This window comes from Paludisphaera borealis (assembly GCF_001956985.1).
Classification (GTDB): Bacteria; Planctomycetota; Planctomycetia; order Isosphaerales; family Isosphaeraceae; genus Paludisphaera; species Paludisphaera borealis.
Window position 1 is genome coordinate 2,521,345 of sequence record NZ_CP019082.1, and the last position, 14,923, is coordinate 2,536,267.

Here is a 14,923-nt window from a genome sequence, read left to right on the forward strand (position 1 = left end):
ATTTCTACGTCAAATCTCCTGAGTCAGTTCTCTTGGCGGATGCACCACAAAAGCGTTCGGCATAAATTAATTTTCTTGTAGTTCTATTTTCACCGGTTTGATTGTGATTTCGTAGCCGGGAAGTGTGGCCGAGCTGGCGAGGCGAGCTTCGTAGGTCTTCATCCCCTTGGCCCCGACGCGGACTCCGTTGGGATACTCTCCGGCGAAGCATCTCTCGTTCGGGTGGCGACCCTTCCAGGTCATCCTCTGAGCGCAGCCCAGTACGGCCGATAGGTTGGACGGCAGCACGCCGTTCCATTTCCGCTCCAGGGCCGACCAGCACCGCTCGACCGGGTTGTGCTTGCTGTGGTACGGCGGATAGTACACCAGCCGGACCTCCAGCCGCGACCACTCCGCGAACTGCACCATCCGCTTGAGGAACTGCGTCCGCCGGCCTGAGTTTTTGGGGCCGTTGTCGAGGTGGACGACCAGCCGTTGGACGTGTCGGTGGGTCCGCCGCGACTTCAGCCGCCACGCCCGCGGGGCGTCCACCCAGGCGTCGCTGGTCTCGCGCCGGCCGAACAAAAGCGTCAACGCCCCGGTCGCGGCCGTGAGGACCCCGAACGGGACCAGTTTCTCCTTCGCGGGCGGGTCGTGGCCCCACCCCTTGGGCGCTTCACCGGCCGACTCGGTTCGGGTCCCCCCCCACTCGAGTAGTCGCCCAGGCTTACTTTCGACTTCGTGTCCATCGAGATTTCCAGGGTTCCGGGGTCGTCCCTCGCCTCCTCGTCGACCCGCTTCACGTTCGCGAAGATCGCGTCGGTCTCCTTCAGGGGCTTGCCTTTCTGGATTCGCTTGAGGCGGCAGTTCATCCGGTTGAGGACGTCTCGGATCGTCCGCTCGCTGGGCGGCCCTTCTTGATCAGGACCTCCCGGACTTCCCGCGACGACAGCTTGGTGCACCGCCGCGCCGACTGGAGTGCCGGGTCGGCGTACGAACAGGGCTCCACGATCGCGCGGATGTCGGCCGCCAATCCCCGGTCCTCGTCTTCGCTCCGCAGTCGTCCCCGGGCGGCGAAGTCCTCCACGCAGCGGAGCCCGCGTCGAGCTTCGCACAACCCCGTCTCGACGGTCTCGCGCCCCCACCCGAAGCGGCGTTCGGCCGCCCGGCGTGGATTTCCAGGCACCGATCCCCTAAGTAAGGTCTTCTCCGCTCACGTCAGTCACGGCGGGGGCGTTCCGGCAAGCCCGAGCCTGGTGGACGAAGGCCCTCGGCAGCGATCGCCCGTGCCGCGGTAAGGGTGGCGTAGTGGGTGTCGGTGCCAGGTCGTCGCGTTGACTGGTCGCAGCTACCGCGTCCACAGTCATTATATCACCCCGATTCCGACGACGTCCCCCGGGGCAGGATGTGAATTGCGCTCGACTCGGGTATTACTGTATCAGGTTTTCCAACTCGTTCACCTTCTTGAAGCTCCCATGGACTTCGAACGAGCCTGACTTGGGTTTCAACCAAATCGTTGCTCGACTTTGCAGCCCGACTTCCACGTAATCCTTAAAACCCCGTTCGAGTCGAGTACCGATAAACCGGCGAAAAGCGAGAATCGCCGGCAGTCAGACCAGTCCTGGATCTACGTGCGATCATGAGCGGCCTTGATCCTGCTGTGCGCGATGGAAATGGTGCTTTCCTGTGGCGATTTTCCTATCGTAAGATGACGCAGGGCTCGGCCGTCGAGAGTGGGAGCCCAAAACCAAGTCTCCGCACAGTCCGCGCGCCCGTCCGCGAAGCGCTACGGTCGTTCTTTTAGAGCGCAGGCCGATGAAGGATCCGGACCAGGTTTTTCGGCGCTATCAGGATCTGCAGGCCTACGTCGGCTGGACCGATGAGGACGCTGGGCGGGTGCGCGGAGTCGCATCGCTGCTCAAACCCCACCTAACCGACCTGGTCGAGGACTTCTACGCCGAGATCGCCCACCATCCCGAGGCTTACAAGGTCTTCACCGGCGGCCAGGCGCAAATCGACCGGCTCAAGAACTCCCTGCTCGACTGGCTCTGTGAGCTGCTCACCGGGCCTTACGACCGCTCGTACGCCTTCCGTCGCTGGAAGGTCGGGATCCGGCACGTCGAGATCGGCCTGGATCAGGTCTACACCAACGTGGCGCTGTCCCGACTCCGCGACGGCCTGTTGCGCCTCCTGGGCGAATCCTGGTCCGGGGATTGCGCCGGCCTCGTGGCGGCGATCAGGTCCCTCAACAAGCTTATGGACCTTGACCTGGCCAAGATCGAGGACGCCTATCAGGCCGAGTACGCCTCACGCCTCCAGGGCTCCGAACGGCTGGCGACTCTAGGCCAGATCGCCGGCGGCGTGGCCCACGAGCTGCGCAATCCGCTGAACGTAGTGAAAACCTCCCTCTATTACTTGAACAGCGCCCGCGCCGCCTCGCCCGAGAAGCGATCCGAGCACATGCGACGGATTGAGCGGAATGTGGGGCGCGCTAACGAGGTGATCACGGCGCTGACGAATTTCGCGCGATGCCCCGAGCCCGAGGTGACTCCATTCTCGGCCGAGGCGTGCGTGCGCGAGGCGCTGGATGACACTGCCGTGCCCGGCGGGATCGAGGTCGCGTTCGATTTCCTCGACGACCTTCCGCTTGCGCTGGGAGATCGGAGTCAGATCCGGATCGTCCTGGGCAACCTGATCCGCAACGCCGTGGACGCCATGCCTTCAAGCGGCCGGCTGACCCTCACCGGCAGGCGGCTCGGAGAGGACCTGGAATTGGAGGTGACCGACAGCGGAGTCGGCATCGCGACGGCCGACCTCATCCGGATCATGGAGCCGCTGTTCTCGACCAAGGCCCGGGGTATGGGCCTTGGCTTGGCCTTGTCGCGGATGATCCTCGATAGGAATCACGGCAGCCTGCGAGTGACAAGCAAACTGGGCGCGGGAAGCACTTTCACGGTCCGGCTGATTGCGGCCCCCTCCGAAGGACAAACGCCCAGATGATCGACCACCCCCCTTCCATCCTCATAGTGGACGATGACGAAGACATCTGCGAGAACATGGCTGACATTTTCACCGACTTGGGCTTCGATATCGATGTAGCTCATGAAGGTCGGACTGCACTGGAGCTGGTGCGAGGGCGGCCGTACGACGTGGTCTTATTGGACCTGAAGATGCCCGGGATGGACGGCCTGTCGCTCTACCGCGAAATCAAGAAGGTGCAAGCCGGGACGGTGGCATTCCTCCTGACGGCCTACGCCGGCGGATCCACGGCCGGGGAGGCGCTTGCCGCCGGGGCGTCGCAGGTCCTGGCCAAGCCGGTCGACTTGCCTCTGCTGCTGCGTCTGATCGACGAGGCACTGGATCGGCCGCTAGTGCTGGTGGTCGACGACGACGACGACCTGTGCCTCAACCTCTGGGACCTGCTGCGCGAACAAGGCTACCGGGTCTGCATCGCCCACGACGGTCGACAGGCGGTCGAGCGGCTGCGGACTTCGACCCGGGTCGTCCTGATCGACCTAAACCTCCCGGACCGGGACGGCGCCGATGTGTGTCGGCAGGTCCGCGAGTCGAACCCGGCGTCGCAGGTCGTGCTCATCACCGGGCACCGGGCCGAATTGGAGCCGAAGATCGAACGGCTGCAGGCGGAGGGCTTCGACGCGATCTGCTACAAGCCGTTCGACCTCCCCGAACTCCTGGGGACCTTGGAGAGGCTGGCCCAACCATGAGTCCGCGAGCAGTCGTTCGAGGCGGACAGGAGGTGGAAGAGTGGTAGGTGATCCTGCCTTGAGAATTCTCATCGTCGAAGACGACGCCGACACGCGGGAGAACCTGCGCGACATCCTGGAGCTGGATGGATGCCGAGTCGACGAGGCGGTGACGGTCGCAGCGACACTGGACCGGCAGGACTGGTCGACGTACTCGACAATCTTGTTGGATCGCAAGCTCCCTGACGGGACGGCGTTCGATCTGCTGCCGCGACTCAAGCGGCTGGCCCCCGCGGCCGACGTGATCATCTTGACCGGCTTCGCCGACGTCGACGGGGCGATCTCGGCCCTGAGGCAAGGGGCTGCCGACTACCTCCTGAAGCCGATCAACCCCGACGAGTTAAAGGCGAGGATCTTCCGCCTCGCCGAGTCTCGGCGGGCGGACGAGGAATTGCGCCGGCGATCACTGATCCTCCAGTCCGTCCTGAAGCAGGTCGCTGATGCGACGATCGTCGTCGATCGTCATGGCAAGGTCTTGCTTTACAGTCCGGCTATCGAGCGGCTGATCGGCTCGATCCGAGTGGGAGCCCCGCTCGAGGAGTGGTCGGCTCGCGGGTTGCTCCATCGGCCCGACGCCGACACTCCCTATGCCCTTGAAGACATGCCGCTGTCCCGGGCGTTGCGAGGCGACGAGGTCATCGACGAGGAGATCTTTGTAAAGCCGCCCGGGAATCGGCCAAGCCGCTGGATGAGCGCCAACGCGAGCCCACTGCGGGATCCGGAAGGGATTCAGGGGGCGGTCGTCATCCTCCGCGACATCACCGAGCGGAAGGAGGCGCAAGCGCGCGCCCTCCAATCAGAGCGTTTGGCCGCGATTGGAGAGATGGTCACCGGGCTCGCCCACGAGAGTCGCAATGCACTACAGCGCGGCCAGGCCTGCCTTGAGATGCTTGCCCTTGAAGTGCGGGACCGTCCCCGGGCCGTGGACCTCGTCGTCCGGCTTCAAAAGGCCCAGGACGACCTGGCCCGCCTCTACGAAGACGTGCGGGACTACGCGTCCCCCATCCTGATCCGGTCCCGGTCCTGCGACCTGGCCGAGGTCTGGAGGAAAGCCTGGTCGGACCTGGAGCCGGCCCGGCGGGGCCGGAAGGCCGTGCTCCGGGAGGTGATCGAGATCGCGGACGCCAGCAATCTCATCGATCCGTCCCGGATGGCCCAGGTCTTTCGCAACCTGCTGGAAAATTCTCTAGCCGCTTGCGTCGACCCGGTAGAGATCGCGATCCGTTGCGTCCCCGACGAGCTGGACGGGCACCCAGCCCTGCGGATCTCCGTGAGCGACAACGGGCCTGGTTTCGCGCCCGGGCAAAGGCCGAAGGCTTTCGAGGCGTTCCACACCACCAAGACGAAAGGCACCGGCCTGGGCCTGGCGATTTGCCGTCGGATCATCGAGGCCCACGGCGGCCGGATCATTCTCGGCAGTGGTCCAGGGCGGGGCGCGAAGTTCATAATCACCTTACCGAAAGGCAACCCATGAACCGCTCACTGCGCATCGCCATCGCCGACGACGAGTCGGATATGCAGGAATACTACCGCACGATCCTGCCGATTCTGGGCCACGTGGTCGTCGCCGTCGCCGAGACGGGCCAAGAGCTAGTTGCGAAGTGCCGCGAACAGCATCCGGACCTGGTGATCGCCGACATCAAGATGCCGGGCATTGATGGCATCGACGCCGCAGCGCAGATCTACCGAGACAGCCCGATCCCGGTCATCCTGGTCTCGGCCTATCACAACGAGGATTTCATCCGGCGGGCCGAGGAGAATCACATCCTGTGCTACCTTGTCAAGCCGATCAAGCAGGCCGACCTTGAGCCGGCCATCGCGATCGTCATGCGGCGCTTCGAGCAGTTCCAGGCCCTTCGCAAGGAATCCGCCGACATGAAGCAGGCCCTGGAAGACCGCAAGATCATCGAGAAGGCCAAGGGCCTGTTAATGAAGAAGGCGTCCCTCGGCGAGGCGGAGGCGTTCCGGCGGCTGCAGAAGCTGGCCAGCGAGCAGAACCGCAAGCTTGTGGAGATCGCGCGCATGCTGCTGACGGCGGAAGAAGCGTTCCAGCAGCCCGAGCCGCGCCAGCGACCCGTTTGATGAATTCCGGGTTGGAGATGCCTCGTCTCCATCGCCCCCGGCCCTCCCGATGGGGCGTCATCCGTTGCGCCCCTGGGCCGCGGCTTCACCGGCTCGCAGGTCCGATTACTGAGTCCAGCATGGCGAACTGAACAGGTCGGTGGTTTCGCTCGTATTCCAGAGGTATGAGACCCATCGGAACCGCAGAAGAATTGGAACGTCGCCGACGGCGGGCGGTCGGGCTGGTCAAGCGGGGGGAATCCCCCGCCGAGGTCGCCTACTTCCTCGGTTGCGGACGCTCCTCCGTCTACACCTGGGTGAAGGCCGACCGAGAGGATGCCCGGAAGTTGGCCGGCAGGCCGAATGCCGGCCCCAAGCCCCGGCTCTCCGACGAGCAGATCGAGGAGCTGGAGGGGCTGCTCCTGAAAGGGGCCGCGGCCCACGGCTGGCACAACGACCTGTGGAGCGCCCACCGGGTCGCCGAGGTGATCCGCCGCCGCTTCGGCGTCGAGTACCACACCGAGCACGCCCGCAAGATCATCCGAAGGCGGCTCGGTTGGAGCAGCCAGAGGCCGCAATTGAAGGCCAAGCAGCGGAACGAGGAGAAGATCGCCCACTGAAGGGCCGAGGAACTGCCCCGGATCGTCGAGCAAGCCGAGGGGCGGAAGGCCCATCTGGTCTTCCTCGACGAGTCGGGCTTCCAACTCTCCCCGGTCGTCCGCCGGACCTACGCCCCCCGGGGCAGGACGCCGATCCAGGAAGCGTGGCATCGCAAGGGGCGGATCTCGGCGATCAGCGCCGTGACCGTCAGCCCCGTAAGGCGGCGGCCCAACCTCTACTTCCGACTACTGCCCGACGACGCCAACGCCCACGGCGAGGATGTGATCGGCTTCCTGGCCCAATTGCGAGGCCAGATCAAGGGGCCGATGACGATCCTCTGGGACCAGAGCAAGATCCATGGACGGTCAGGCGTGGTGAAGGCGTATCTGGCCAGGCATCCGGAGATCGTCACGGAAGACTTTCCCGGCTACGCCCCGGACGCCAACCCGGACGAGGGGGTGTGGGGCTGGACGAAGTACCACAGGTTGCCGAACTATGCCCCCGAGCATACGAACGAGCTTCGTTCCCGGCTGTGGGGCGAGCTATCGACCTTGCGGAAGCGACCCGATCTGCTCGCCTCGTTCATCCGGCATGCCGAAATCCCGCTCCGATTGTGATCGCCGTCCCGTTCGCCATGCTGGACTCAGTAATGTCCCCCCCTATCACGGTTCCCTAGGGGGGGCGACCTCCACCCGTCGCCTGTTGATTTGTGCGCGCCTTACCTTTACTTGTTCAAGCGATCCCATAATATAAAGGGTAGCCTGAGTTGATCGGACTCTGATCCGGCCCCGGTGGGCGTCGCGATTACGCGAGGCGTCCCGAAGTGCGGTGTCACCGGGAGTCGTTCCCGTCGGTGGGCGCTCCGTCTCACCCTCATGCGATCGAATCTCATCATCTCGGGACTGACTCGAATGTCATTACTCCGAGCGTGGCGCCGCAGGCCGGACTTCCGGCGACGATCGCCGTCCGCCTAGGGTGGACGAGGGTTGGGGACCGATCCGTCGGTCGGTCTGCGGTGCCCCTGTCAACACAGGACGGACCGATGCGTGTCCGGCACTTGAACGTCTCCCGGCGAGATCGGCCGATGCCCACCGACGGCAGCAATGCGTCGGGCCGGCTGGACCTCGTCGCCCGCGGCGGCGCGGGCGACGAGCTCGGTCGCCAGATCGCGACCGTCGCCTTCGCGTTCCGCGGCTACGACGTGACGAACCAGGGCCGGAGCCACGAACTCCTGGAGCATCGAGCCTTTGGTCCGGTCGTCCGCGCCGTGCTCGACGAGGCCTCGGCAATCTGTTCCGAGGCCCTTGGGGCGAAGATCGACCTCGCCGCCCGGGTTCGCAGTCGCAGCCCATCGACGTTGGAGACCTACGCCCAAGATGCCGCGACGATCGTGGCGATGGAGCTGGCCCAGGTTCAGCTCCTGGAAGAGTTCTTCGGCATCGAGATCGGTCGGGCGTGCCTGAGCTTCGGCTACAGTATCGGCGAGGTGTCGGCGCTGATCGCGGCCGAAGTGTACCGAATGGATCAGCTCCTCCCCGTGGTCCTCGGCCTGGCCGACGACACCGCCTCCCTGATGGTTGACACGACCATGGGGATCCTGTTCACCCGAGGGCCCGCCCTGCCGATCGACGAGGTGGAGCGGCTCAGCCGTCGGATCAGCAGCCAGGGTCGCGGGCTGATCGGCCTCTCGGCCCTGCTGTCGCCGAATGCGGCGCTGCTAATCGGCCAGGGCGACACGGTCGATCAATTCGGGCTCGCGATGACCGACGAGCTGACCGTCAAGGCGTCGCTGCGGCGCAAGCCGAACCGATTCCCGCCGCTGCATACCCCGCTCGTCCGGAAGCGGAGCATCCCGAACCGCGCCGCCGTCGCACTCTACAACGTCTCTGGCGGGGACCAGGCTCCCTCTCCGAAGCTCGTTTCCTGCGTCACCGGGGCGGCGAGCTACACCGAGTGGAACAGCCGGGAGATCTTGATCGATTGGACAGACCACCCTCAGCGGCTCTGGGACGTAATCGATCGCACGCTCGCCTCCGAGACCCGGCTCATTGTCCATGTCGGGCCTGAGCCCACGCTGATCCCGGCGACCTTCTCGCGGTTGAGCGAGAACGTCATCGAATTCATGAGGAGTCGACGCCTCGAACACGTCGGGAGGTACGTGATCCCGGGCCTCAGCCGGCATACCTGGCTGACCCGGATGCTCCCCGCCGGCGCGGCCCTGATACGGGCGCCGTTCGTGACCCACCTGATCCTGGAGGATTGGCTGGTCGCGCAAGATGTCCCCTGATCGAGGAAGAGGAAGCGGAGGTCCCTGATGAAAACGGGCACCGAACCGAAAACGCCCGAGGCCCCGAATTTCATCGAATCGGCGCTGCGGATGGGCGGCAAGAGCGACGAGGAGGCGCGCTCGACGGCCTCGATCGATCGGGCCGACGAGCAGGTCGAGGACCTCTTCGCGCCGGGCTACCGGACGACCGACAGCCCGATCCATCGCGCCGTCTGGGCCCGGGAGGCGCCGATCGACCTGTTTCTCCCCGGCAGTTCGGAGCCCTCGGCCGGATGCGAGGGGGTGATGCGGGAGTCGCTGGACCTGGTCCGCCGCTACAAGGCTGCGGGAACCCTGCTCGGACCGGACGGCAGGATCGCCGGGAAGGTCTTCGACGACCTCGCCGCCGCCGGGTACTGGGGCCTGCTCATCGACCCCGAGTACGGCGGGGCCGCGGCACCATTCGCCGCGTTCGCCCGGTTCCTGACGCGGATGAGCACCGTCGACCCGATGGTTGCAGGGCTCGCCTCGGTCCACGGCTGCATCGGCGCCGTCGACCCGTTGCGGACCTTCGGGACGCCCGAGCAGAAGCGGCGTTTTCTCCCTCTGCTGGCCTCCGGCGAGCGGCTCTCGGGGTTCGCGCTGACCGAGCCTGGCGCCGGCTCGGACCTGTCGGCCCTGAGGACGCGGGCCGTCCTCGACGGCGATGCATACGTCGTCAACGGCGAGAAGCTGTTCATCACCAACGCCGTCCCTGGCCGGACGATCGGCCTGGTCTGCCGGATCGACGACCGGCCGGCGGTCCTGATCGTCGATCTACCCGACCGCGAGGACGACCACTTCCGGCTCGTCCGGTACGGCCTCTACGCGCTGCGGCACGCGCACAACAACGGCCTGATCTTCCGCGACTTCCGCGTCCTGCGGGAGAATCTGCTCCGGCCGGCTCGGGGGGACGGGCTGACGATCGCCTATCACGGCCTGAACCGAGGCCGGGTGGCGCTCTGCGCCGCCGCCGCCGGCACGATGCGCGTGATGCTGGCCGACCTCCTGCCCTGGGCCCGGTTCCGCAGGACCTACGGGGCGCCGATCGCCTCCCGGGAGCTCGTCCGGCGGCGAATCGGGCGGCTGGCGGCGCTGATCGTCGGGGCCGACGCGCTGGTCTCGTGGTGCTCCCGGCTGCTCGACGAGGGCTTCCGCGGCGAGATGGAGTGCATCGTCGCCAAGATCTTCGGCAGCGAGGCGCAGAAGGAAGCGGCGATCGAACTTTATATGAAGACGCACGGCGGCCGGGCGTTCCTCCACGGCCACCGGTTCGGCGAGAACGTCCACGACTACCTCGCCCCTTGCATCTACGAGGGCGAGGGGGAGTTGCTCGGCCTCGCCTTCTTCAAGTCGCTGATCAAGGAGCACGGCAAGGCGTACTTCGAGCCGATCGGCCGGGCCGTGCAGGCCGCCGGGCTCCGCAAGCCGAACCCGATGAACCCGGCGCACGCCTGGGCGATGCGCCGGGAGCTGATGCCGTACGCGGCCTGGTGGGTCGGCCAGTCGCTCGAATTGCGGCGGCGGCCCGCGATGCCGGAGATGCCGGCGCGGCTGGCCGAGCACGCCCGGACCGCGTTCTATGAGCTGCACCGCAGCCGCCGCGAGATCAGCGCCGTGATGGCGAAGCACCAGCTCCGCCTGGCCGACCGGCAGTGCCGGATGGCGGAGCTGTCCGGCCGCCTGCAAGCCCTGGTCGTGGCCCTCGTCACCAGCCTCTGGGCCGCCCGGCAACCGGACGAGCTCGTCCGGGCGGCGGCCGACGTGCTCTGCCGCGACCTGATCCGGGCCTACACCGGCCGCCGCCCGAGCGACGACGACCTCCGGGCCGTCACGACTCTGGGCGAGGCGGTCGCCTCCGGCGGATTCTCGGCCATCGCTGGCGTCGAGGCGGATGAAATCCTGATGCCCTATTGATAATTCCGTCGTCCGTGTCGGGCGGGCGTCGGCCCGCCCCACGGGAAACGCTTGCAGACGGGTCGTCCTGCCGCGGAGCGCGATCATGGGAAACGCATTCCGACTGGAAGAGGTCGACGGGTCGATCGCCATCTTGACGTTCGACCTGCCGGAGAAGAAGGTGAACACGCTGGGCCGGGCGGTACTCGCCGAGCTAGCCGGGCTGACCGCCCGACTGGCGGGCCGCACCGATCTGCGTGGCCTGCTCTTCCTCAGCGGCAAGCCGGGCCAGTTCATCGCCGGCGCCGACCTCAACGAGCTGGCCGCCCTTGCATTCGCCACCCGGGAGCAGGTGGCCGAGGCCATCGCCTTCGGCCATCAGCTCTTCGACCGGATCGCTCGACTGCCGTTCCCGACGGTGGCCCTGGTCGACGGGAACTGCATGGGGGGCGGGACCGAGCTGATCCTGGCGATGGACGACCGGATCGTCTCCAGGTCGCCCGCAACCAAGATCGCCTTGCCCGAGGTCAAGCTCGGCCTGCTCCCGGCCTGGGGAGGCACCCAGCGCCTCCCCAGGCGAATCGGGCTGCACCACGCCATCGAGATGATCTGCAAGGGCGAGCCGATCTCCGCCGAGCGGGCTGCCTCGCTGGGCCTGGCCTTCGACGCGGTCCCGGCCGATCGCCTGGTCGAGGAAGGGGTCCGGCTCGTCGAGTACCACCAGCAGAGCGGCGACTGGCTCGATCGTCGAGAGCGGGATCGAGGACCGCTCGGCCTGAGCGCCGATCAGCTCCGGTTCGCCGTCGCCGTCGCCGAGGGGGCGATCAAGGCGAAGACCGGAGGCCGCTATCCGGCACCCCTGGCCGCCCTGGGAGCGATCCGGGACGGATGCAACGTGCCCTTGAGCGCCGGCCTGGAGGCCGAGCGCGAGGCGGCGATGGGCCTGGTCGGCTCGCCGACCTCGGCGAACCTGATCGCCGTCTTCTTCATGAAGAACCGTCTGGAGCGCGACCCGGGCGTGGCGAATGCCGGCGTCTCACCCCGGACGGTGCGTCGCGTCGGGGTCGCGGGGGCCGGCCTGATGGGGGCTGGGATCGCCGCGGCGTCCGCCCGCTCCGGCCTGCCGACGGTGATGATCGACGTGGACGAGGCCCGCCTCGCCGCCGGCCTCCGGCGCGCCGGCGAGGTCGTCGCCGGCCGGATCAAGATCGGCCGGGCGACGCCAGAGGACCTGATCGGAATGCTCGGATTCCTCAACACATCCACTTCCCCTCGAGCCTTCGCGGATTGCGACGTGGTCATCGAGGCGATCAACGAGGATGAGGCGGCCAAGGCGGCGCTCTTCCGCACGATCGGCGGCGATCTGCGAGACGACGCGATCCTGGCCAGTAACACCTCGACGATCTCGATCACGCGGCTGGCAGCGTCGGCGCCGGCCCCCGAGCGGTTCGTCGGCATGCACTTCTTCCACCCGGTCGATCGCATGGAGCTGGTCGAGATCATCCGCGGCGATCGGACGAACGATGAGACGGTGGCGACGGTCGTGGCCCTGGCCAAGCGGCTCCGCAAGACGCCGATCGTCGTGCGCGATGGCCCGGGCTTCCTGGTCAACCGAATCCTCTTCCCGTACCTTATCGAGGCGATCCTGATGGCGCAGGAGGGGGCTTCGATGGATGCGATCGACGCGGCGGCTGAGCGGTTCGGGATGCCCATGGGCCCGATCGCCCTGGCCGACCTCGTCGGTCTCGACACGGCCGCCGGCGCCGGCGCCGTGCTGCTCGCCGCCTTCCCCGATCGGTCGGTGCCGACACCGATCCTCCGCGAGCTGGTCGCGGCCGGTCGGCTGGGCAAGAAGTCGGGGGCGGGGTTCCGATCGTACGCGAAGAAGAACAAGGCCGAGGCGGACCCCATCGTCCTGACCCTACTGGAGCGCCACCGCACCGGCGATCGGCCGCCGACCGACGAGGAGATCACCGACCGCCTGTTCCTGCCAATGCTGCTGGAGGCGACCCGGGTGTTGGAGGAGGGGATCGTGGGCGAGCCGGCGGACGTCGACATGGGCCTGATCCTCGGCACCGGCTTCCCGCCGTTCCGAGGGGGCCTGCTGCGCTGGGCCGACGGTGAGGGGGCGGGCGCGATCCTCGATCGGCTGGAACGCTACCGATCACTGGGGGAGCGGTTTGCGCCCACCGCGCTGCTGACGCGGCTGGCGTCGCGCGGCGAGGCGTTTTATCCAGGTCCCAAGGTCGCCTCGCCGGTCCGGGGGGCGTGAGGCACACTGCCGGAGGATCAATCCGATGAGGAACGCCGTGGTGATCGACGCCGTTCGCACGCCGATCGGGCGAGCGTCGGCGGATCGAGGGTGCTATCACGACGTCCGCGCCGAGGACCTCTCGGCGCACGTCATCCGGGCGCTCATCGAGCGGACGGGGATCGATCCGCATCAGGTCGAGGACGTCCGCTGGGGCTGCGTCCAGCAGCAGGGGGAGCAGGGCTTCGATATCGCCCGGATCGCGGCGCTGGTGGCCGACCTGCCCGTCGAGACGGGAGGCGTGACGGTCAACCGCAACTGCGCTTCGAGCCTCCAGGCGATCAACGACGCGGCCATGAGCATCGCCGCCGGTTGCGAGGACATCCAGGTCGTCGGCGGCGTCGAGCACATGGACCACGTGCCGATCGACAAGGGCTACGACCCCTGCCCCAGCCTCTTCCGCCGCCACAGCGAGGCGATCATGCACATGGGCCTGACCGCCGAGTACCTGGCGGCGAAGTATCGCATCCCACGTGATCGGCAGGACGTCTACGCCCTGCGGAGCCACCGGCTCGCCGCCGAGGCCACCGACCGGGGCGAGTTCCGCGCCGAAATCATCCCGACCTGGGGACGCGACGAGGCGGGCCGGAAGGTGCTCATGAACAAGGATCAGTGCATCCGCCGCGACTCCTCGCCCGAGGCTCTCGCCTCCTTGCCGCCAGCCTTCAACCCCGCCGGGGGTTCGGTGACGGCCGGCAACAGCTCGCAGGTCAGCGTGGGGGCAGCCGCGTTGCTCGTCATGTCGGAGGAGAAGGCAGCCGAACTGGGCCTGGCGCCGATGGCCCGCATTCGAGCCATGGCCGTCGCCGGCGTCGATCCGTCGGAGATGGGCATCGGCCCGGTGCCCGCCGTCCGCAAGGCGTTGACGAGGGCCGGGCTGACCCTGGACCAGGTCGATTGCATCGAGCTGAACGAGGCGTTCGCCGTGCAGGTGCTCGCCGTCTTACAGTTGCTCGGCATCAGCGAGGAAATGGTCAACACCAGGGGCGGGGCGATCGCCCTGGGGCATCCCCTTGGCGCCACCGGGGCCCGCATCGCGGGCACGCTGTTGCATCGCATGCGCGACCAGGGGGCACGGTTCGGCCTGGCGACGCTCTGCGTCGGCCAAGGCCAAGGGGTCGCGACCATCTTCGAAAGCGTCGAGTAGGTCCGGCGACCCGACGATCGATGTCCGAGCACTCTCATGCAATTCGTTGGGCCATGTGAATGCATGACCTGCAGACGTCCGCCGGACGCGATCAGTATCGCCCCGTCGTGGAGCGTGCCCAGGGGGCTGATCCGGATACCGCCCAGATTGCTGCAAATTCGCGCCAGCCGGTCGGCGTACCACCAAAGGACCTTGTCGCTCTGTTCCTCGAACGCGTCGATCAGGCGGGCCGTCTTCCAAGTGCCACGTCCGGTGCGGCAGGAGGTTCACGCGGCTCAAGTTCCGGCGGACTTAACGATCGCTGATCGCCGGTACGACGCCGTCGGCGATGGCCTATCGCGCCAGGTCACGGCTGGGCCAATGGCGGTTCGAGTCCAGAAGTAAGAAATCGAACGGAGCCTGCCCCAGGCGCTCAGGGGATTTGGGGCAGGCAGGATGTGCGTCTTCCGACTTTTTCGGTCGCGGAGAGTCGCACGTCGACACGGGTTGGCGGACCGAAGCGCGCAACACGACCGTCGCTCATCCAGACCGGCCCGAGAACCGAGACCAATTGAGAATCGATGTGTCGACTCGCATTCCTCAGGACTGACTCGGCTCAATCGGGAGGCAGGGCGAAACTACGATCCATACGTCGCGGTGCTCAAGCCTGTGGTGCGGTCGCAGTTGACGGACGGGGAGGCTTGCCCCTGCGACTGGACGGCCAACGTCAGCCGAGAACTGCGGTCGACCGAGGCGGCGCTGTGGGATGTTCGCCGCCGTCGCGGGCGTGCCGCCTCACAACAACTCCACCGAGCGGGCGCGGTGGCCTTGGGATGATCTGGCGAAAGGCCAGCTACGGCGCGGATGGGCAGGCAGGCAGC

11 protein-coding genes and 1 pseudogene are annotated in these 14,923 nt (G+C 66.9%); 10 read left to right on the forward strand and 2 right to left on the reverse strand.

Annotation, left to right across the window (positions count from 1 at the left end; translation table 11 throughout):
- Positions 1–66 precede the first annotated feature (66 nt).
- Both BSF38_RS09840 and BSF38_RS32615 read right to left on the reverse strand, forming a co-directional pair.
- Positions 67–663, reverse strand: a pseudogene (locus tag BSF38_RS09840) (ISAzo13-like element transposase-related protein); the annotation flags it as partial.
- Positions 570–1,124 (reverse strand): ISAzo13-like element transposase-related protein, encoded by a 555-nt coding sequence (locus tag BSF38_RS32615; RefSeq protein WP_420819237.1) that lies wholly within the window; start codon positions 1,122–1,124, stop codon positions 570–572. The gene BSF38_RS32615 and the pseudogene BSF38_RS09840, both read right to left, overlap by 94 nt.
- 670 nt (positions 1,125–1,794) lie before the next feature.
- On the opposite strand from BSF38_RS32615, the gene BSF38_RS09850 reads away from it, so the two are divergent.
- The 10 genes from BSF38_RS09850 (at position 1,795) to BSF38_RS09895 (ending at position 14,063) form a co-directional block, all read left to right on the forward strand.
- Positions 1,795–2,979, forward strand: a complete 1,185-nt coding sequence (locus BSF38_RS09850) for a protoglobin domain-containing protein (protein ID WP_076345186.1) — start codon at positions 1,795–1,797, stop codon at positions 2,977–2,979.
- On the forward strand, positions 2,976–3,704 hold the full coding sequence (locus BSF38_RS09855; RefSeq protein ID WP_076345188.1) for a response regulator: 729 nt from the start codon (positions 2,976–2,978) through the stop codon (positions 3,702–3,704). Before BSF38_RS09850 ends, BSF38_RS09855 begins: the two co-directional genes overlap by 4 nt.
- A gap of 58 nt (positions 3,705–3,762) precedes the next feature.
- Complete coding sequence (locus BSF38_RS09860) at positions 3,763–5,217, forward strand: ATP-binding protein (RefSeq protein ID WP_076345190.1); 1,455 nt, start codon at positions 3,763–3,765, stop codon at positions 5,215–5,217.
- Positions 5,214–5,825, forward strand: coding sequence for an ANTAR domain-containing response regulator (locus BSF38_RS09865; RefSeq protein WP_076345192.1), 612 nt, complete (start codon positions 5,214–5,216; stop codon positions 5,823–5,825). Before BSF38_RS09860 ends, BSF38_RS09865 begins: the two co-directional genes overlap by 4 nt.
- 191 nt (positions 5,826–6,016) lie before the next feature.
- The gene (locus BSF38_RS09870) at positions 6,017–6,424 is read left to right on the forward strand and encodes a winged helix-turn-helix domain-containing protein (protein WP_168189354.1); all 408 of its coding nucleotides are present in this window, start codon (positions 6,017–6,019) and stop codon (positions 6,422–6,424) included.
- A 54-nt stretch (positions 6,425–6,478) separates the two neighbouring features.
- Positions 6,479–7,021 (forward strand): transposase, encoded by a 543-nt coding sequence (locus BSF38_RS09875; protein WP_237170905.1) that lies wholly within the window; start codon positions 6,479–6,481, stop codon positions 7,019–7,021.
- A gap of 467 nt (positions 7,022–7,488) precedes the next feature.
- Complete coding sequence (locus tag BSF38_RS09880; RefSeq protein WP_076345198.1) at positions 7,489–8,691, forward strand: hypothetical protein; 1,203 nt, start codon at positions 7,489–7,491, stop codon at positions 8,689–8,691.
- A gap of 27 nt (positions 8,692–8,718) precedes the next feature.
- Complete coding sequence (locus BSF38_RS09885; RefSeq protein ID WP_076345200.1) at positions 8,719–10,626, forward strand: acyl-CoA dehydrogenase family protein; 1,908 nt, start codon at positions 8,719–8,721, stop codon at positions 10,624–10,626.
- Between the two features lie 85 nt (positions 10,627–10,711).
- Entirely contained in the window at positions 10,712–12,877 is a 2,166-nt protein-coding gene (locus BSF38_RS09890) for a 3-hydroxyacyl-CoA dehydrogenase NAD-binding domain-containing protein (protein ID WP_076345202.1), read from the forward strand.
- A 25-nt stretch (positions 12,878–12,902) separates the two neighbouring features.
- A complete protein-coding gene (locus BSF38_RS09895; RefSeq protein ID WP_076345204.1) occupies positions 12,903–14,063 on the forward strand; it encodes an acetyl-CoA C-acyltransferase in 1,161 nt (386 codons plus the stop codon).
- Positions 14,064–14,923 lie beyond the last annotated feature (860 nt).

Excerpts from the sequence above, each read along its gene's own strand:
- BSF38_RS09850 (WP_076345186.1), top strand. The coding sequence starts at position 1,795 with ATGAAGGATCCGGACCAGGTTTTTCGGCGCTATCAGGATCTGCAGGCC.
- BSF38_RS09855 (WP_076345188.1), top strand. The coding sequence starts at position 2,976 with ATGATCGACCACCCCCCTTCCATCCTCATAGTGGACGATGACGAAGAC.
- BSF38_RS09865 (WP_076345192.1), top strand. The coding sequence starts at position 5,214 with ATGAACCGCTCACTGCGCATCGCCATCGCCGACGACGAGTCGGATATG.
- BSF38_RS09880 (WP_076345198.1), top strand. The coding sequence starts at position 7,489 with ATGCCCACCGACGGCAGCAATGCGTCGGGCCGGCTGGACCTCGTCGCC.
- BSF38_RS09885 (WP_076345200.1), top strand. The coding sequence starts at position 8,719 with ATGAAAACGGGCACCGAACCGAAAACGCCCGAGGCCCCGAATTTCATC.
- BSF38_RS09890 (WP_076345202.1), top strand. The coding sequence starts at position 10,712 with ATGGGAAACGCATTCCGACTGGAAGAGGTCGACGGGTCGATCGCCATC.
- BSF38_RS09895 (WP_076345204.1), top strand. The coding sequence starts at position 12,903 with ATGAGGAACGCCGTGGTGATCGACGCCGTTCGCACGCCGATCGGGCGA.